The organism is Niallia oryzisoli, assembly GCF_043641075.1.
In the GTDB taxonomy this organism is placed as follows: Bacteria; Bacillota; Bacilli; order Bacillales; family Cytobacillaceae; genus Bacillus_BD; species Bacillus_BD oryzisoli_A.
This window is the reverse complement of record NZ_JBHZRC010000001.1, coordinates 1,145,342-1,164,236: the sequence shown is the minus strand read 5'-3', so window position 1 is coordinate 1,164,236 and position 18,895 is coordinate 1,145,342. Positions and strand designations below refer to the sequence as shown.

General features: G+C 37.1%; 17 protein-coding genes. 12 read left to right on the top strand and 5 right to left on the bottom strand.

The genetic code is table 11. From position 1 onward, the window contains the following. Window positions 1-20: 20 nt before the first annotated feature. A complete protein-coding gene (locus ACHUFV_RS05905) occupies window positions 21-206 on the bottom strand; it encodes a DUF5325 family protein (protein ID WP_394232663.1) in 186 nt (61 codons plus the stop codon). Window positions 207-415: 209 nt separating this feature from the next. Here ACHUFV_RS05905 and typA point away from each other — a divergent pair, with 209 nt between their 5' ends. The 3 genes from typA (at window position 416) to ACHUFV_RS05890 (ending at window position 3,022) form a co-directional block, all read left to right on the top strand. Beyond that, window positions 416-2,257, top strand: coding sequence for a translational GTPase TypA (gene typA / locus ACHUFV_RS05900; protein ID WP_394232662.1), 1,842 nt, complete (start codon window positions 416-418; stop codon window positions 2,255-2,257). A 150-nt stretch (window positions 2,258-2,407) separates the two neighbouring features. Next, complete coding sequence (locus tag ACHUFV_RS05895) at window positions 2,408-2,719, top strand: YlaH-like family protein (protein ID WP_394232661.1); 312 nt, start codon at window positions 2,408-2,410, stop codon at window positions 2,717-2,719. Window positions 2,720-2,734: 15 nt separating this feature from the next. Beyond that, window positions 2,735-3,022: a hypothetical protein gene (locus ACHUFV_RS05890; protein WP_394232660.1), complete on the top strand. Its 288-nt coding sequence runs from the start codon at window positions 2,735-2,737 to the stop codon at window positions 3,020-3,022. A 48-nt stretch (window positions 3,023-3,070) separates the two neighbouring features. On the opposite strand, the gene ACHUFV_RS05885 is transcribed toward ACHUFV_RS05890, so the two are convergent. Then, a complete protein-coding gene (locus tag ACHUFV_RS05885) occupies window positions 3,071-3,274 on the bottom strand; it encodes a YlaI family protein (protein WP_394232659.1) in 204 nt (67 codons plus the stop codon). Between the two features lie 178 nt (window positions 3,275-3,452). On the opposite strand from ACHUFV_RS05885, the gene ACHUFV_RS05880 reads away from it, so the two are divergent. Then, window positions 3,453-3,908, top strand: coding sequence for a pyridoxamine 5'-phosphate oxidase family protein (locus ACHUFV_RS05880; protein WP_394232658.1), 456 nt, complete (start codon window positions 3,453-3,455; stop codon window positions 3,906-3,908). A gap of 47 nt (window positions 3,909-3,955) precedes the next feature. Here ACHUFV_RS05880 and ACHUFV_RS05875 read toward each other — a convergent pair whose 3' ends face one another. Further along, the gene (locus ACHUFV_RS05875; protein ID WP_394232657.1) at window positions 3,956-4,537 is read right to left on the bottom strand and encodes a YhcN/YlaJ family sporulation lipoprotein; all 582 of its coding nucleotides are present in this window, start codon (window positions 4,535-4,537) and stop codon (window positions 3,956-3,958) included. Between the two features lie 360 nt (window positions 4,538-4,897). Between ACHUFV_RS05875 and ACHUFV_RS05870 the strand changes: the two genes are divergently transcribed. Next, entirely contained in the window at window positions 4,898-6,226 is a 1,329-nt protein-coding gene (locus tag ACHUFV_RS05870; RefSeq protein WP_394232656.1) for a PhoH family protein, read from the top strand. 63 nt (window positions 6,227-6,289) lie between these two features. Here the strand turns inward: ACHUFV_RS05870 and ACHUFV_RS05865 are convergent, their stop codons facing one another. Continuing rightward, the gene (locus tag ACHUFV_RS05865) at window positions 6,290-6,784 is read right to left on the bottom strand and encodes a peptidyl-prolyl cis-trans isomerase (protein WP_394232655.1); all 495 of its coding nucleotides are present in this window, start codon (window positions 6,782-6,784) and stop codon (window positions 6,290-6,292) included. A 313-nt stretch (window positions 6,785-7,097) separates the two neighbouring features. On the opposite strand from ACHUFV_RS05865, the gene ACHUFV_RS05860 reads away from it, so the two are divergent. The 3 genes from ACHUFV_RS05860 to pyc all read left to right on the top strand — a co-directional run bounded on the left by ACHUFV_RS05860 (window position 7,098) and on the right by pyc (window position 12,492). Then, on the top strand, window positions 7,098-7,379 hold the full coding sequence (locus ACHUFV_RS05860) for an Fpa/YlaN family protein (RefSeq protein ID WP_394232654.1): 282 nt from the start codon (window positions 7,098-7,100) through the stop codon (window positions 7,377-7,379). A gap of 280 nt (window positions 7,380-7,659) precedes the next feature. Then, window positions 7,660-8,883: an FtsW/RodA/SpoVE family cell cycle protein gene (locus ACHUFV_RS05855; RefSeq protein WP_394232653.1), complete on the top strand. Its 1,224-nt coding sequence runs from the start codon at window positions 7,660-7,662 to the stop codon at window positions 8,881-8,883. A 168-nt stretch (window positions 8,884-9,051) separates the two neighbouring features. After that, entirely contained in the window at window positions 9,052-12,492 is a 3,441-nt protein-coding gene (gene pyc / locus ACHUFV_RS05850) for a pyruvate carboxylase (protein ID WP_394232652.1), read from the top strand. Between the two features lie 36 nt (window positions 12,493-12,528). On the opposite strand, the gene ACHUFV_RS05845 is transcribed toward pyc, so the two are convergent. Next, the gene (locus ACHUFV_RS05845) at window positions 12,529-13,497 is read right to left on the bottom strand and encodes a COX15/CtaA family protein (RefSeq protein ID WP_394232651.1); all 969 of its coding nucleotides are present in this window, start codon (window positions 13,495-13,497) and stop codon (window positions 12,529-12,531) included. A 607-nt stretch (window positions 13,498-14,104) separates the two neighbouring features. Here ACHUFV_RS05845 and cyoE point away from each other — a divergent pair. The 4 genes from cyoE (at window position 14,105) to ACHUFV_RS05825 (ending at window position 18,891) form a co-directional block, all read left to right on the top strand. Next, window positions 14,105-15,043 carry a heme o synthase gene (gene cyoE, locus ACHUFV_RS05840; protein ID WP_394232650.1) on the top strand — a complete coding sequence of 313 codons (939 nt, stop codon included), beginning with the start codon at window positions 14,105-14,107 and terminating at the stop codon, window positions 15,041-15,043. Between the two features lie 233 nt (window positions 15,044-15,276). After that, a complete protein-coding gene (gene coxB, locus ACHUFV_RS05835) occupies window positions 15,277-16,335 on the top strand; it encodes a cytochrome c oxidase subunit II (protein WP_394232649.1) in 1,059 nt (352 codons plus the stop codon). A gap of 34 nt (window positions 16,336-16,369) precedes the next feature. Further along, window positions 16,370-18,262: a cytochrome c oxidase subunit I gene (gene ctaD, locus ACHUFV_RS05830; protein WP_394232648.1), complete on the top strand. Its 1,893-nt coding sequence runs from the start codon at window positions 16,370-16,372 to the stop codon at window positions 18,260-18,262. After that, a complete protein-coding gene (locus ACHUFV_RS05825; protein WP_394232647.1) occupies window positions 18,262-18,891 on the top strand; it encodes a cytochrome (ubi)quinol oxidase subunit III in 630 nt (209 codons plus the stop codon). Before ctaD ends, ACHUFV_RS05825 begins: the two co-directional genes overlap by 1 nt. Window positions 18,892-18,895: the final 4 nt, after the last annotated feature.

The window sequence follows — 18,895 nt, the reverse complement described above, 5'->3', positions numbered from 1 at the left end:
TAAAAAATGAGGGAAAGGGATTAAAGCATCCCATTTTCCCTCATTTTTTTCTTATTCATAAAACCAAATCCCATGACTAGAATAAGTATAATAATGGCGCCTGCTATTCCAATAATACTTCTTTCAGCAACGGCGATACCAATCCCCGCCATGCATGTTGCTGCGAGAAATGCTAATAATAATGATAACCATTTGATTTTTTTCAAGTTACTACCCCCAATGAAAAGTAAAATAAGCGAAAAAATTTAAACCATTTAAAAAACTTTAATTACATTTTACACAAATTTTTTTTTCTTTACCACTCTTATTGTGTTATAATGTCTCAGTTAAGCTTAAAACTCATTACTGTGAAATAAATCACTCTATTAGATAGCTAGCAAAGGTTTGACCTTAAATATAGGTAGGAGGAAGTTTTTTGAAAACCAGAGAAGATATACGTAATATTGCGATTATTGCCCACGTAGACCATGGTAAAACGACATTAGTGGATCAGCTGTTAAAGCAGTCTGGTACATTTCGTTCAAATGAACATGTGGAAGAACGTGCCATGGATTCAAATGATATCGAGAGAGAACGCGGTATTACTATTTTAGCAAAAAATACAGCGATACAATACGAAAATACAAGAATAAATATTCTTGATACTCCAGGACATGCCGATTTCGGTGGCGAAGTAGAACGAATTATGAAGATGGTTGACGGTGTTGTATTAGTTGTTGATGCATATGAAGGTTGTATGCCGCAAACTCGTTTCGTGCTTAAAAAGGCATTAGAGCAAAAGTTAAAAACGATGGTTGTTGTTAACAAAATTGACCGTGATTTTGCTCGACCAGCAGAAGTGGTTGATGAAGTAATTGATTTATTTATTGAACTAGGTGCAGATGAAGATCAGTTGGATTTCCCAGTTGTTTATGCTTCTGCTATTAACGGAACTGCAAGTGTGGATCCGGAAAAACAAGATGAAAACATGAAAGCATTATACGATATGATTTTGGAACATACTCCTTCTCCAATCGATAATCGTGAAGAGCCGCTACAATTTCAAGTTGCTTTGTTAGATTACAATGACTTCGTCGGCAGAATCGGTATTGGACGTGTTTTCCGCGGTACAATACAGGTTGGTCAGTCAGTAGCATTAATGAAGCTCGATGGGTCAGTGAAACAATTCAGGGTAACAAAGTTAATGGGCTTTTTTGGTTTAAAACGATTAGAAATTGAAGAAGCATATGCAGGTGATTTAATTGCCGTTTCTGGTATGGAAGACATTAATGTCGGTGAAACGGTTTGTCCTGTAGAGCATCAAGAAGCATTGCCAATTTTAAGAATTGATGAACCAACCCTGCAAATGGAATTTGTTGTGAACAACAGCCCGTTTGCCGGCCGTGAGGGGAAATATGTCACTTCTAGAAAAATCGAAGAGAGACTTCGTGCCCAACTTCAAACGGATGTGAGTTTGCGTGTTGATAATACTGATTCTCCTGATGCCTGGATTGTTTCTGGACGTGGGGAGCTGCATTTATCAATCCTAATTGAAAATATGCGTCGTGAAGGCTTTGAACTTCAAGTGTCTAAACCAGAAGTAATTGTAAGGGTTATTGATGGAGTCCGTTGTGAGCCAGTTGAGCGTGTTCAAATTGATGTACCTGAAGAGCATACGGGTGCTGTTATGGAATCAATGGGTGCCCGTAAAGGTGAAATGCTTGATATGATTAACAATGGTAACGGGCAAGTTCGACTTGTCTTTAATGTACCTGCAAGAGGCTTAATTGGTTATTCTACAGAATTCTTAACATTAACACGCGGATATGGAATCATGAACCATACCTTTGACAGCTACCAGCCAATGCAGCCAGGTCAAGTAGGCGGCAGAAGACAGGGTGTACTTGTTTCGATGGAAAATGGTAAAGCTACTACCTATGGCATCATGGGTGTAGAAGATCGCGGTGTTATTTTTGTTGATGCTGGTACAGAAATCTATGAAGGCATGATTGTAGGAGAACATAATCGCGAAAACGATCTAACTGTTAACATTACGAAAATGAAGCAGCAAACAAATGTCCGTTCTGCAACGAAGGATCAAACAAATACGATGAAAAGACCTCGTATTTTAACGCTGGAAGAATCATTGGAATACTTAAATGATGACGAATACTGTGAGGTAACTCCGGAATCCATTCGTTTACGTAAGAAGATTCTTAACAAGAATGAAAGAGAAAAAGCGGCAAAAAAGAAAAAAGGTGCTGAGGTTCAGGCCTAAACATAATAAAAAAAGGAGACATGTTGTCTCCTTTTTTTTTGTATTGGTTATTATCCAAAGAGAATCGTCTATTGATTGTTGAACGCTTTGTCTAAAAATAGTATAGTAATCTTAAGATTAGGAGTTTTGAAAAAAAGGAGACCATGCTGTATGGATATAACAGAAAGATTATCTTTTTTTGCTGCATTATATAAAGTGAATGTGAATTCCGATCTCGGAATGTGGCTGTTGTATATAACCATATTACTATTAAGTATTATTGTATTTAAACTAGGCTTTGCGCAAAAATTGCCCTTACTAAAATCAGTTATTATTTATTTATTCTTGATCTTCGGCAGTACCTTTTTAACGTTTCTAGCTATTTTTCTTCCGATTGCAGAAGGGCTGGTTGTAGCTGCTCTTATTCTCATCATCTACAAAATTCGGCTGCATCGCCATAAAAACGCAGGAGCATCAAATTGACGAGGAGTATTTTGAATGAAAAAAGTACAAGATGCAATTTATAATTGGTTGACAATAAAGGTGGTTACAGATGCAAGGCCTGACGATCAGGCAGCTGCCGAAACAGAACAAATGTTTATGTCCATTATAACTGTGGAACTTGGCCTATCTGAAATTTATGTAAAGAAGGATAATGGTTTTTACCATATTTCGTATGTGAAAGAGGGAGAACAGCAAACTACCCGTTTCCCCCAGGAATTAATAGAAGTGATGATTAATCAAATTAATGAAAGTCCGGATAGATATCAAAATTATCCAGAATAAGCAGTAGGAAAAAAGGCGCCACATTTGCGGCGTCTTTTTTCCTACTGCTTATTCCCATTCATCATCCTGTTTTTTACTGCGGTAAAGGTGAAAATTTCCAGTTGCAATTCTTTGCTCGGTTTTTTCAGTAATACGATTCGTGCAAGTCTTACACATATACGTATAGATAGGTCTATTTCTCAGCCGCTTTGCTTGAAAGGAATTATCTTCAATTGATTCAATTTTATCGCAAATGACACATTTTACTCTCATTGTATACACCTCAAAGAAAAGTTACTTACCATTATATATAGAATTATGTTAATTATATAATATGTTTTAGTGAGTTACTAATTTTTATTAGTAAAATGGTCAATTTGCGTGTGAAATCGTTGAAAGTAAGGTATTTTAATAATATGATGTTGTTGTTTATTAAAAGGGGGAGAATCTTATGGCAAATCAAGTTGAACCAGAACTAACGAAACCTTTATTCGATTTTCTGCAAAAAGAGCGTTTTGTTCTTCTTGCTACAATTGATTTTGAGACTGGCGGATCTAATGTAAGTGCCATTTCTTGGGTTTTGGCAAAGGATGAAAAAACCATTTTGTTTGCTGTCGATAACCGTTCACGCATTGTGACAAATATTAAGCAAAATCCTAAAATCGTCATTAATGTAATTGCAAATGAATCCACTTATTCTATAAGTGGCAGTGCTAGCGTAATGAAGGAAAAAATGGAAGATGTTCCATTAAAGCTGGCCCAAATCCAAATGGATATAGATGAAGTAAGAGATGTAATGTTTTATGGTTCAAAAATCACTGTTGCACCCAAGTATGATAAAACCTATGATTTAGAAGCGGCAAAAAAACTAGATAATCAAGTAATGGGAGCATTGAAAAAAGCTTAGTTTTAACTAAGCTTTTTTCAATGCTGTAAATAGAGACAGAAATAGGGTTATTTATGATAATTCGATTGTTCTTCCTGTTTTTGATTAAGGTTCTTTTCTTCACTTTCATTAAGCTGTTTTTTAGGCTTATTTAACGTATTTTTCGGATTAGGGTCTGTTAAATCAGCGGGAACCTCTGGCATTAAACGGCCTGAAATATCCGCTAACTCATTCATAATACCTTGAATCGGCTCTCCCTTTTGAATATCTTCTGCAATTTCCTTCAAACGTGCATTTATATCGGGGTCGGCAATAACAACCGCCCTTGCTCCGTTAGGATCATTTTTGAGGCTCTCTGCTACGGTGTATTTAATAGAACCAACTTCTGATCGGTCTAGATTTTTGTCCACATCAATGCCGACAATAGCATATCTGCCAAGTACAACTGCTGTGGCATCGTTGACACTTGGGATACCTGAAGCGAGATCAGCTAAATGTTTTGAAATCTCTTGTCCTGTCTTCTTGTCAACCTCTTGAATGGTACTGTTTTTAACATTGATGGTACGCTGTTTTTCATCTGAAGCTTCCTCTTTAACTCCGCAGCTACATAGGATACACAAACTGAATAGAAGAACAAAAAATACCTTCAATTCTAGAACACCTCCTTAAATATGACAGCAATTTTTTGGGTGATCGAAAATATTTCAATTATTTATTGAAATCATTACTAGTTATTGTGCAAAATATCTTCTATCTTTATACAAAAAAACATATATTTTACCAAAGAGCTAACTGTCCTAAGTTAGTACGAGTATGAAAGGGTGTGGCATCCTGAAAAGGAAACGGCATTCATAATAGGCTCTGTGAAGTGATAATAGTATTACTCTGCGTAATGGGTGAACAGATTGCGGAAATAAACATATTATAGAGGACAAAAACATCACATTGTTTGCCAAAAAAGAGGGAGCGCATCACAGCAAATAGAACGCATAGGAGCAGGAGGCATCGGATTGGGTAAAATATACGTGTTAGATACGAATGTATTACTACAAGATCCCTATTCTATTTTTTCCTTTGAAGATAATGAAGTCATTATTCCTGCAGTTGTACTGGAGGAAGTCGATTCAAAAAAACGATATATGGATGAAATCGGGAGAAATGCACGCCAAGTTGCAAGGATGATTGATGGCCTAAGAGAAACAGGAAAATTACACGAAGGGATCACACTCGAAAACGGAGGAGAAATCCGCATTGAGCTTAATCATCGTTCGTTTCATCAGCTTCAAGAGATATTTATTGAAAAAACAAATGATAACAGAATATTAGCGGTAGCAAAAAACCTATCCCTTGAAGAGGAAACGAAGGAAAATGGAAAGCAAGTAATACTTGTTAGTAAGGATGCACTTGTCAGAGTTAAGGCGGATGCCATTGGATTATTATCAGAAGACTTTTTAAGTGATCGGGTTGTTGAAAATGATCATATTTACACGGGGTATATAAATATTTTTATTGATACTGAATTATTGAACCGATTTTATGAAAAAGGAGAGCTGCTGTTAACCGAAATAGCTAATCATCCATTCTATCCAAATCAATTTATCCTTTTAAAAGATGCTCTAGGATCCTCTTCTTCGGCTATTGGCATGGTTGATCAGACTGCAAATAAAGTGAAAAAGTTAGTGTTTGATCATGACCATATTTGGGGGATTAAACCGCGAAATGTGCAGCAAACCATGGCAGTTGAGCTTTTGCTCCGAAATGATTTGCCACTTGTAACATTAATCGGAAAGGCAGGAACCGGAAAAACGTTACTTGCCCTTGCAGCAGGTTTGATGCAGACGGAGGACTTGGGAGATTACAAAAAATTGCTTGTAGCAAGACCGATTGTTCCAGTAGGTAAAGATCTTGGCTTTCTTCCTGGTGAAAAGCAAGAGAAACTAAGACCTTGGATGCAGCCAATCTATGATAATCTTGAATATCTATTTAACGCCAAAAAGCCAGGTGAACTTGAAGCCATTCTTGCTGGCATGGGATCGATTGAAGTAGAGGCATTAACGTATATAAGAGGGAGAAGTATTCCTGATCAGTATATCATAATTGATGAAGCGCAGAATCTAACTAAACATGAAGTGAAAACGATTCTTACAAGGGTCGGAGAGGGCAGTAAAATTGTTTTAATGGGAGATCCGGAACAAATTGACCATCCATATTTAGATGCGTATAATAACGGCCTTACATATGTGGTCGAGAGGTTTAAGGATCAGAAAATAGCCGGTCATGTCAAATTGGTCAAAGGTGAAAGATCTGGTATCGCGCAATTAGCAGCCGATTTACTATAATGAAAAAAGGAGAAAAAGCCATTGCTTTTTCTCTTTTTTTTGAGAAGACGTGCTGCAGGCCTTCTATTCAACTCTAAAGCTTTTTATGTGTTTAATTGGCTGATTTTTACTGTCTTTATTGAGATACACATGTACGGGCCCATCTTCATTTAGCGGTTTACCGTTCTTAGAAAAACCTAATATGATGTCCTTTACTTTATCAACAGGCACAGTATATACTTGCTCAGCGCTTTCAATGATAACGGTCGTTGCATCATCGTAAGGCTCTGCATTGTCTAGGAATGGCTGGAAGCGGATTCCGAAGCTGCCGGTAATCATGCTTTCTTTTATGAACTTTTTTTCTGATTTTTTAGCGGACGGCAGCTGTGCACCTTCAATGATTTCTCTGTCCCAATGCTCGGATATTGATTTCGTATATTCCTCTAATTCATTGATCTCTTTTTCCTGCACATCAAAGTATGTATCCAAATCAAGCTTGCGCTCATCAAATATCCAAACTGTAGGATCAAGCGTAATAGGGAATTTGACCTTTCCCGTAAGTAAAATAATCTTTTCCATGTTGTCCTCCTTCACTGATCCGTTGAGTCGATTTTTTATAAAATAAATTATACTCTAAAAATAAACGACTGTCATGGAATGAAACTTTAGGCGCTTCCGCTTTTGTATTATCTAGCTCCAGCGCCTAGACCCTCGAGGTCAGAATCCAATCCGACAAGAAGGTTAAAGAACAACCTTCATGCCGGCTCGACTTCTGCTTGTCGGGTCTGGGCAAGGCGCTTCCGCTTTTGTATAGAATACCTTGCATTTTTGAATTCAAAAGTATAAAATTTAACAGATAGGATAATCGCTTTCAAAACAGGGGGGATCAACTTTGGCTTCTGAAATGGCTATTGATCACAAAGAAAAAGCAAATGAATTATTAAAAGCGGATGCTGATAAAATATTAAGGCTTATTAAAGTACAAATGGATAATCTGACAATGCCACAATGCCCTCTTTATGAAGATGTTTTGGACACGCAGATGTTTGGTTTGTCGCGTGAAATAGACTTTGCGGTTCGACTCGGGCTAATTGACGAAATCGATGGGAAAAATCTCTTGGATGAACTGGAAAAAGAACTATTACTTTTACATCAGTCATCCATACAAAAATAAGTGTTAAACTCAAACAATGGGATTCTTGTTTGAGTTTTTTTATCTGAAACGCAGGAATCTAAAGTATGCGAAATATGGTAAAAATCTAAATTAACTGACAAAAACTGACAAAGTTATCAAAAAAATTAAAATTCATTATTGCGTGAGTGCTCTATTACTAGTATGATATAAAAAATACAATTTACTTTCAAAAGTAAACATTTTCTTCTCTCTATAGGCAGGATATTTGATAGTATAGTAGAATAAATAATACAACTTTGAAGATGAGGGAAGAGGTTGGATGTTTAAAAAAATCTTAAAATCATATGATTATTCGTTAATTATTGTTTTAACCATGTTAGTTATTTTCGGGTTAATCATGGTGTACAGTGCCAGTATGGTTTCGGCAGTACAGCGTTATGAGGTAGCGAGTGATTACTTTTTTCAAAAGCAAAAGCTTAATATTATTTTATCTGCACTAGTATTCTCTGTTACAGCATGGTTACCTTACAAGCTGCTACAGAGTAATAAAGTTCTTGTTCCAATGGTTTTCTTGTCCCTCTTCGGCTTAGGTGCTCTTTTTATCTTCGGTCATGTGGCTGGCAATGCTCAAAGTTGGTTTAAAATTGGAACCTCAAGCCTTCAACCTTCAGAATTTGTCAAACTATGTGTTATTATTTACTTATCTGCTGTATATGCTAAGAAACAGTCGTATATTAATGAATTTGATAAAGGGGTTGTCCCTCCTTTAGTCTATTTAGTACTAGTACTGGCATTTGTTGCAATTCAACCAGATATTGGGACAGCTGCAATTATTTTTTTAATCGCAGCGACGATTATCTTTTCATCCGGTATGAGCTTTCGCAATATTGGTAAGCTCGCTGGAATTGGTTTGATCATAGGAATACCGGCACTTTTCATTATGAAGGGTATTTTGTTTTCTGATGTACGCGTTGGACGGTTTCTTGCCTATCAAGATCCATTTAAAGATGAGCAAGGTATCGGATGGCAGCTGGCAAATTCTTATATGGCCGTTGGGTCAGGGGGGCTTAAAGGTTTGGGACTTGGACAAAGTATCCAGAAACTTGGTTATCTTCCTGAATCCCATACAGATTTCATAATGGCAGTAATTGCGGAGGAATTAGGAATTTTTGGAGTCGGGTTTGTCTTAATATGCTTAGGGTATATTGTATTAAGAGGAATTTTTATTGGCATCAAATGTAAGGATCCATTTGGCAGTCTGTTAGCCATCGGAATATCCTCGATGGTAGGCATTCAAGCGTTTATCAATCTTGGTGGAATTTCAGGTGTGATTCCTTTAACAGGTGTCCCTCTGCCTTTTGTTAGCTACGGTGGATCGTCGCTCCTGCAGTTATCCTTAGCCATGGGCATCCTTTCAAATATATCTATGTTTGTGAATTATGAGCATAATTTTAAACATAAGAATGAAGAACAAACGAACCAAGGGAAAACAAAAAAAATAATGGACAAGCGTTTTCATTTCGTAAATAGGCGTGGGGATTAATTCCCGCGCTTTATAATAAAGAGTTGGTTACTGTTTCTTTCAAATTTGAACCGGGGTAAATAGGACTGTATTTTTTACTATTTCATTAATGATCCATACCCTATCACTCATTTTCGAAAGATTCATTAATTAATTCAAAAATTTATCTAGATAGATGAGGTGTTTTATGTGAGCAGACGCATCAACAAAGTGTTAGTTGCGAACAGAGGGGAAATTGCTATTCGCGTCTTTAGGGCGTGTACTGAATTAAATATTCGCACTGTTGCGATTTATTCAAATGAGGACACTAATTCTTTACATCGTTATAAAGCGGATGAAGCCTATTTAGTAGGAGAAGGAAAAAAACCGATCGATGCTTATCTTGATATTGAAGGCATTATCGAGATCGCAAAGGACAGTGATGTCGATGCCATCCATCCTGGATATGGGTTCCTTTCTGAAAATATACAATTTGCAAAAAGATGTGAAGAAGAAGGAATTATTTTTATCGGACCTAAATCTGAGCATTTAGATATGTTCGGTGACAAGGTGAAAGCTAGGGAACAGGCAATTAAAGCAAACATCCCGGTTATCCCTGGTACTGATGGACCTGTGACAAGCTTAGATGATGTAAGAGGCTTTGGAGAAAAGTACGGGTTTCCAATTATCATTAAAGCATCATTAGGCGGCGGAGGCCGCGGTATGAGGATTGTCAACGGAATCGAAGAAGTGGAAGAAGCATATAATCGTGCTAAGTCAGAAGCTAAAGCTGCTTTTGGTAATGACGAAGTGTATGTAGAGAAATATATTAACAGACCAAAGCATATTGAAGTACAAATCATTGGTGATTCACAAGGGAACATTATTCATTTATATGAAAGAGATTGTTCGATTCAACGTCGTCACCAAAAGGTTGTAGAAATAGCTCCGAGTGTTTCATTAACACTTGAATTACGTAAAGAAATTTGTGAAGCTGCTGTCAGCTTAATGAAAAATGTTAATTATTTGAATGCTGGTACAGTAGAGTTTTTAGTCGCTGACAATGAATTCTATTTTATTGAAGTTAATCCGCGTGTTCAAGTTGAACATACCATTACTGAAATGATTACGGGAATCGATATTGTTCAGACACAAATCCTTGTAGCACAAGGTTATGAGCTGTTTGGAGATAAGGTTGGTATCCCTCATCAAGAAGATATCATCACGCTAGGATATGCCATTCAATCTCGTGTAACAACAGAAGATCCATTAAATAATTTTATGCCGGATGCTGGCAAGATTATGGCCTATCGTTCTGGCGGCGGTTTCGGCGTTCGTTTAGATGCTGGTAATGCATACCAAGGCTCAATCATTACACCTTTTTATGATTCTTTGCTTGTGAAGGTAACCACACATGCACATACATTTGAGCAAGCTGCATCAAAAATGGTTCGAAATTTACATGAATTCCGTATTCGTGGTATTAAAACCAATATTCCATTTTTAATTAATGTGGTAAAGCATGAGAAGTTCTTAAATGGAGATTATGATACATCATTCATCGATGAAACTCCGGAACTATTTATTTTCCCAAAACGAAAAGACAGAGGAACAAAGCTTCTTAATTATATTGGAACGGTTACAATTAACGGCTTCCCGGGAATTGAGAAGAAGAAAAGACCTGTATTTGAAAAGCCAAGAGTACCAAAGATTCCACATAGTCTTGAGCTGCAAAGTGGTACAAAACAAATATTGGATGAACAGGGTGCGGATGGACTCGTTAAATGGGTGAAGGATCGTAAAGAAGTATTATTAACAGATACAACTTTCCGTGATGCTCATCAGTCATTATTAGCGACTAGAATTCGAACAAATGATTTTACGCATATTGCTGAGCCAACAGCTAAATTATTGCCTGAGCTTTTCTCAATGGAAATGTGGGGCGGAGCAACATTTGATGTTGCCTATCGTTTCTTAAAGGAGGATCCATGGGATCGTCTACTAACGTTAAGAAAGCAAATTCCTAATGTTTTATTCCAAATGCTGCTGCGGTCAGCCAATGCAGTCGGGTATACAAATTACCCTGATAATGTGATTCGTGAATTTGTTGAAAAATCAGCACATGCAGGTATCGATGTATTCCGTATTTTTGACAGCTTAAACTGGGTTAAAGGAATGGAAGTAGCAATTGATGCGGTAAGACAATCAGGCAAAATTGCAGAAGCTGCTGTTTGTTATACAGGTGATATTACGGATCCAACAAGAAGTAAATATGATATTAATTATTATAAAAATATTGCTAGAGAATTGGAGGCTCAAGGTGCCCATATCCTAGCTATCAAAGATATGGCTGGACTATTAAAGCCGGAAGCTGCTTATCAATTAATTTCAGAATTGAAAGCAACTGTAGATATTCCAATTCATCTTCATACACATGATACCAGCGGTAATGGTATCTATACGTATTCTCGTGCGATTGAAGCAGGGGTTGATATTGTTGACGTCGCAATCAGCTCTATGGCCGGCTTAACTTCACAGCCAAGTGCAAATACGCTGTTCTATGCGCTTCAAGGAAACGATCGTCAGCCAGCTGTAGAGGTTGATGCTCTAGAAAACCTTTCACATTATTGGGAAGATGTTCGTAAATACTATCAAGATTTTGAATCCGGCATGGTTGCTCCACATACTGAGGTGTACCAGCACGAAATGCCAGGGGGACAATACAGTAATTTACAGCAGCAGGCTAAAGGTGTTGGTCTTGGGGATCAATGGGATGATGTAAAAAGAATGTACTCCCGTGTGAATCAAATGTTTGGTGATATTGTAAAGGTTACTCCGTCTTCAAAGGTTGTAGGCGATATGGCCTTATTCATGGTTCAAAACAACTTAACGGAGGAAGATGTATTAGCAAAAGGTGATACAATTGATTTCCCTGACTCTGTTGTTGAGTTATTTATGGGATATTTAGGTCAGCCACATGGCGGATTCCCAAAAGATCTTCAAAAAGTAATTCTAAAGGGAAAAGAGCCTATTACAGTGCGTCCTGGAGAATTGCTCGAGCCGGTTGATTTTAAAGCCCTAAGAGATGAACTTTATCATGAGCTTGGTAGAGAAGTAACAGCACATGATATAATCGCATATGCTCTATATCCAAAGGTATTCTTGGATTATGCAAAAACGGTTCAACTATATGGTGATCTGTCTGTACTAGATACACCAACCTTCCTATATGGACTTCGTCTTGGCGAAGAGATTCAGGTGGAAATTGAAACTGGTAAAACACTCATCGTAAAGCTGGTATCTGTTGGTCAACCGCAAGCAGATGGTACGAGAATTGTTTATTTTGAGTTAAACGGACAATCCCGCGAAGTGATCGTGAAGGATGAGAGCATCAAATCAACTATCCAGTCAAAAGTGAAAGCTGATCCAAAAAATCCAAATCATTTATCTGCAACAATGCCTGGTACTGTTATCAAGGTGATTGTTGAAAAAGGTGAAAGAGTGGAAAAAGGTGATCACTTAATGATTACTGAGGCGATGAAAATGGAAACGACAGTTCAAGCTCCATTCTCCGGAATCGTCAAAGATATTTATGTTCAGAGTGGAGAAGCAATTCAGACCGGAGACCTTCTCATCGAAATGGAAAAATAAAATAAAAAAGAGTTACAGCTTAGCTGTAACTCTTTTTTATTTTACTGTTACCATGGATGATGAAGATTTCATTTCTGCTGTTTGTTCAGACTGTAAATCAGTGGAGTTGTGATTGCTTCTATACGTAAGCAGGATAAAATAACTTAACATCCCAAACAAACAAGAAATAAAAAAGGCATGTGCTAGAGCGATAAATAAATTACCTCGTAAGAATACAATGAAAGCACCAGCTGTTACCTGTAATGAGACTAAAATAAAGGAAATAATCCAACCCCAATACACAATTTTCTCATGACGATAATGTTTAATTGCTAAATACATAATGTATCCAATCCAAATAAATATTAACCCTGCTGCAGCACGGTGTCCCATTTGAACCCACTCATACATATTGGTTGGAAGACCTGGCTGATCATTTAGGCATAGCGGCCAGTCGCGGCAGACAAGACTTGCATTCACATGTCGGACAAGAGCACCGCTGTAGACGACAATAAAACTATAAAGTGTTACACCGACAATATGTTTTTTCATACGTTTGTCAAGAATAAGCTTTTCAGCTTGAAACTTCTTATCCACCTCAAAAATAAGGAGTGTCAACAGAAAAACAGTTGAAAAGGATACTAAAGATATTCCGAAGTGTGCTGCCAAAATAAAGTCGGATTGTCCCCAAATGACAGCCGCTGCTCCGATAAGTCCCTGTAGGATGAGAAAGAGAAGAGAAGTAATGACAAGAAACTTGGTTTCTCTAATATGTCCGATTGCCCGCCATGCCATGATGGAAAGAATGATTAGCATAATTCCGACTGACCCAGAAACAACGCGATGGGCGAGTTCAATAATTAATTCACTGGTGACCTCCTCTGGTATAAGCTGTCCATTACATAGAGGCCACGATCGCCCGCAGCCCATACCGGATTCTGTCTTTGTAACCAATGCTCCGCCTAAAAGAATCAAGAGCATCCCAATTGTTGTTAATACTGAAAACCACTTAAGAGAGCGTTGCAATTTTTTCACCTTCTTAGAAATGTTCTTATTATTGCTATAGTAGTACATTAATAAATATAATAAAATAAATACGCAAAATAATATCACTATTTTAATCATACATAATATTGGTAAATTTTGATATATTTTGTATTTTTTATAAAAAAATAATTGTAATAAGTATTGAAATGTTAAATTAAATGCATTTTTTGCTGTTATTAACGTGAAAACAGTTGAAACTTAAGTGATAGTTTGTTAAGAATATAAATAAGAAAGAAAATTTTGAAGATAATTTGTTTAGGAAAAATTCAAAACAAATATTAATTTACTTCATTATGGCACTAAAATAACAATAATGGAATTAAAATAATCATGCAAGTCACACTTTTTTCATAATTTATTCAAAAAAAGTTCACAAAAATCGTCGAAAGTGTGATTTAATATACTGAAGAGAGGCATAATGATTTAATATTCAGTTTACAACATATCGGTATTAATAATAGTACATAATAATAAATTTACTTTTTCATTTATGTTTAACCTGTTGTTTATCTTAATAATGATAAAGACAACATTAGTGGGGATTCGGGTGAAAGCACTTGTATAACGCAAAAGGGGAGGAAGTAGTATGTCTGGTTCTAGGACCACTACAGAGGCTGTTATGACAAGCAAGGGAGATAGCCTAAAAGCAAAGATACCAGAAACAACTGCATGGAAGGATTTTCTTGCGCTAATAAAGATTGGTATTGTTAATTCAAATTTAATTACGACTTTTACAGGAATATGGCTAGCGCTTACGGTTGTTGATAAACGATTTTTTGAACAGCTTGATATTATCTTTTGTGCTTTAATCGGTTCTGCTCTTATCATGGCAGGAGCCTGTACGCTTAATAACTACATAGATCGTGACATTGACCATTTAATGGAGAGAACAAAAGCAAGACCTACAGTCACTGGTAAAATGAATCCTGTAAAAGTAGCTTTAATGGGATCTATATTTATATTACTTGGATTACTATTTCTCCTCCTAACGACGATTTCCGCAGCGGTTATCGGAGTAGTGGGGGTATTCAGCTATGTTGTTGTTTATTCTATGTGGTCTAAACGTCAACATGTATCGAATACGGTAGTTGGCAGTGTTTCTGGTGCAGTACCGCCGTTAATTGGCTGGGCGGCTATTGATCCAAATCTGGATGTCATGGCCTGGATGCTATTTCTTATTATGTTTGCGTGGCAGCCGCCTCATTTCTATGCTTTGGCAATGAGACGGGTTGAAGAATATCGCTCAGCAAGCATCCCGATGCTTCCGGTAGTAAAGGGATTTAAAGAAACAAAGCGCCATATCTATTTATGGGTAATTGCTTTGTTACCGCTTCCGTTTTTTATGTTCGAATTAGGAATTCCGTTTGTTGTCTTAGCTACAGTGCTTAACATTGGCTGGATTATAACAGGGATTTACGCTAATAGATATAAAAATGATATGAAGTGGGCAAAATTAATGTTTGTCTATTCGTTACAATATTTAACCATTATGTTTGTTTCAATGGTCATTGTGACATTTATATAATTTATATAGTCTTATGAAAAATTTCAGTTAGTACACGGTTATCTCTTTATTGATGACACACATTATGTTACAAGAAGGGCGTCACTCAAAAAGGGGATGAGTGGCGTTTCCTTTAGAGTTTGGTAGGAAATTCTTTCTTCCTATGGTAAATTCAGGACAGAAGGAATTTATCCATATTTTTTAGCACTACTTATTTTAAGAAATTATTCACGAAAGAGGGGTATGTTATCGCTATGAAGAGGCTATTTAAATGGCGTCTAATTCCGTTATTGTCGGTTCTGGCGCTTGTTCTCTCAGGTTGTGGTGAGCCATTTTTATCAACACTGCAGCCAGCAGGAGAAGTTGCGGAAAAGCAGTATAATCTAATGATACTAAGTACTGCAATTATGGTGGGAGTTATTGTTGTCGTTGTCCTAATTTTCTTATTGGTGCTTTTGAAATTTAGACGTAAAGATGACAGAATTCCAAAACAAGTGGAGGGAAGTCATAAATTAGAAATTCTTTGGACTACTATTCCAATTATTCTCCTATTGATTTTGGCTGTTCCTACAGTAGCTGCTACATTTCATCTTGGTGATGTAGATGAAATGGATAAGAAGAAATCAGATGCACTAGTAGTAAATGTTCGTGCAAATCTGTATTGGTGGGAGTTTGAGTATCCAAATGAAAAGATTGTTACAGGCCAAGAGCTTATCGTCCCAACGGATGAGAAAGTGTATTTTAATTTAAAGGCTTCCGATGTAAAACATGCATTTTGGATTCCTGCAGCAGGCGGAAAAATGGATACTAATACAGACAATGTCAATAAGTTTTGGCTTGAGTTTGATAGTAAAAAAGCTGAAGAAGCAAAAAATATTTTCTACGGTAAATGTGCAGAGCTGTGTGGTCCTTCGCATGCACTAATGGACTTTAAAGTAAAAGCCGTTTCTCGTGCGGAATTTGATAACTGGGTAAGTGATATGCAGAATATTAAAGAACCGCAGCAAGCAACTACAGATTTAGCGCAGCAAGGTCAAGAAATCTATAACAATAGCTGTATTGGTTGTCATGCTGTCACACCTGCAAATACAACACCTGAAGCAGCTAGACTTGCACCAAACTTAACGAACTTTGGTGACCGTACTAAAATTGCGGGTATTCTTGATCATAATGAAGAAAACCTGAAGAAATGGATAAAGGATCCTGAAAGCGTTAAACCAGGAAATAAAATGACTGGTGCATATGGTAACTTAACGGATCAAGAGTTGGACGCGTTAACTGAATATTTAATGAATCTGAAAGTTCAGAAATAATTGGAATTAGAACGTGTAAAGGGGAGGTAAAACTGTGAGTAGCTACGCTCAAAAACAAGGGGTAGGAGCATTTTTATGGGACTATTTAACAACTGTAGACCATAAAAAAATTGCACACCTTTATTTTATTGCCGGTGCACTATTTTTCGTTATCGGCGGTCTAGAAGCTATGATGATTCGTATTCAGCTTATGGAACCAAATAACGATTTTGTCAGTGCTGGATTATTTAATGAAATTATTACGATGCATGGTACAACGATGATTTTCCTAGCGGCAACACCATTGTTATTTGCCTTTATGAATGCAATTGTACCGCTTCAAATTGGTGCGCGTGATGTTGCGTATCCATTTATCAACTCATTAGGATTTTGGTTATTTCTTTTTGGCGGAATCTTTTTAAATCTTTCATGGTTCCTTGGAGGAGCACCTGATGCAGGCTGGACTTCTTATGCATCATTGTCACTTGAGTCTCCAGGACATGGTATTGATTTCTATACGATCGGATTGCAGATATCTGGTTTTGGTACATTAATGTCAGGGATAAACTTCCTTGTAACGATTATTAATATGAGAGCTCCTGGTATGACATTTATGAGGATGCCTCTGTTCACTTGGACTACTTTTGTCGCATCAACACTTATTGTTTTTGCCTTTACTCCACTTGCAGTTGGTTTATTCCTATTAACATTTGACCGCTTGTTTGGAGCTAATTTCTTTGATGTAGCAGGTGGCGGGAATACAATTATTTACGAACATATTTTCTGGATTTTTGGACACCCTGAAGTGTATATTTTAGTATTACCTGCATTTGGAATTTTCTCTGAGATTTTCTCAACATTCTCAAGAAAGCGTCTGTTTGGTTATTCATCCATGGTATTTGCAACTGTATTAATTGGATTTTTCGGTTTCATGGTATGGGCTCACCATATGTTTACAACGGGTCTTGGGCCAATTGCAAACGCAATATTTGCGGTTGCGACAATGGCGATTGCGGTTCCTACAGGTATTAAAATCTTTAACTGGCTCTTTACAATGTGGGGCGGAAGCGTAACATTTACAACTCCGATGCTGTATGCTGTTGCGTTTATCCCATCATTCGTAATGGGTGGTGTAACAGGTGTCATGCAAGCTGCAGCTCCGCTTGATTATCAGCTTCATGATAGTTACTTCATTGTTGCCCATTTCCATTATGTAATTGTTGGTGGGGTCGTATTAGCTTTATTGGCTGGAACACATTTCTATTGGCCTAAAATGTTTGGAACGATGCTAAATGAAAAGTTAGGTAAAGTTTCATTTTGGTTATTCTTAATCGGTTTCCATTTAACATTCTTTATTCAACATTTCCTTGGACTTATGGGTATGCCTCGTCGAGTGTTTACATTCCTTCCAAACCAAGGCTGGGAAAGTGCTAACTTAATTAGTTCAATCGGTGCATTCGTTATGGCGGTGGCCGTTATTATTTTAGTAATTAACGTTATAATCACAGTGGTTAAGAACGAAAAGGTAGGAAATGATCCTTGGGAAGATGGACGTACATTAGAGTGGGCGATTGCTTCTCCACCGCCTTTCTATAATTTTAAACAAACTCCGTTAGTTCGTGGTTTGGATCCATATTGGATTGAAAAAATGGAAGGTAAGAAGAGTTTGACTCCGGCAGAGCCGCTAGGAGATATCCATATGCCAAATTCATCTTTTACTCCATTTATGATTGCTTTAGGATTATTTGTTGCTGCATTTGGTGCTATGTACCAATATGATATGAAAACAGATGATGTCTTTGCTAATCCAACTGCCATTGCAGTCTTCATTGTCGGTTTAGCGATTACATTTGGATCTATGATGTTCCGCTCTACAAAGGATGATCACGGATATCACATTCACAAAGAAGACTTAATTGATGATTTGGATAAGGGGGGGAAGGCATAATGCACGCGGAAGAAAAATGGACTGCTGAAACGTGGCCGGCTTCGCCTGAAAGGCAAACCCTTGAAGCAAAGAATAAGTTTACTGGGTTTTGGATATTCTTAGGAGGCGAGACAGTACTTTTTGCCACCCTTTTTGCAACATATCTTGCATTAAAAGATAAAGTTCCAAGTACTGAGCATGCTTTAGCAAAGGATTTATTTGAGTTACCATTAGTATTTGCAACAACGATGATTCTATTAACAAGTTCTTTAACAAGTGTATACGCCATGTATCATATGAAGAATTTTCAGTTTAAAAAAATGATGCTGTGGTTAGGTGTAACGGTTCTATTAGGAGCATCCTTCTTAACGCTCGAAATTTATGAGTTTAATCATTATGTTCATGAATTTCATCATACGTTTACCAGCAGTGCGTTTGGGTCGGCTTTTTATACCTTAACAGGCTTCCATGGAGCTCACGTTGCCTTTGGTTTATGCTGGATTTTGACCTTGATGATTCGAAATGCAAAACGTGGATTAAATCTTTACAATGCGCCTAAGTTTTATACAGCGAGTCTATACTGGCACTTCATTGATGTTGTATGGGTATTTATCTTCACGGTTGTATATTTAATGGGAATGGTGGGATAATCTG

Excerpts from the sequence above, each read along its gene's own strand:
- ACHUFV_RS05855 (WP_394232653.1), top strand. The coding sequence starts at position 7,660 with ATGTTTAAAAAAATCTTAAAATCATATGATTATTCGTTAATTATTGTT.
- cyoE (WP_394232650.1), top strand. The coding sequence starts at position 14,105 with ATGTCTGGTTCTAGGACCACTACAGAGGCTGTTATGACAAGCAAGGGA.
- ACHUFV_RS05865 (WP_394232655.1), bottom strand. The coding sequence starts at position 6,784 with ATGGAAAAGATTATTTTACTTACGGGAAAGGTCAAATTCCCTATTACG.
- ACHUFV_RS05880 (WP_394232658.1), top strand. The coding sequence starts at position 3,453 with ATGGCAAATCAAGTTGAACCAGAACTAACGAAACCTTTATTCGATTTT.
- ACHUFV_RS05825 (WP_394232647.1), top strand. The coding sequence starts at position 18,262 with ATGCACGCGGAAGAAAAATGGACTGCTGAAACGTGGCCGGCTTCGCCT.
- ACHUFV_RS05885 (WP_394232659.1), bottom strand. The coding sequence starts at position 3,274 with ATGAGAGTAAAATGTGTCATTTGCGATAAAATTGAATCAATTGAAGAT.
- ACHUFV_RS05895 (WP_394232661.1), top strand. The coding sequence starts at position 2,408 with ATGGATATAACAGAAAGATTATCTTTTTTTGCTGCATTATATAAAGTG.
- ACHUFV_RS05890 (WP_394232660.1), top strand. The coding sequence starts at position 2,735 with ATGAAAAAAGTACAAGATGCAATTTATAATTGGTTGACAATAAAGGTG.
- coxB (WP_394232649.1), top strand. The coding sequence starts at position 15,277 with ATGAAGAGGCTATTTAAATGGCGTCTAATTCCGTTATTGTCGGTTCTG.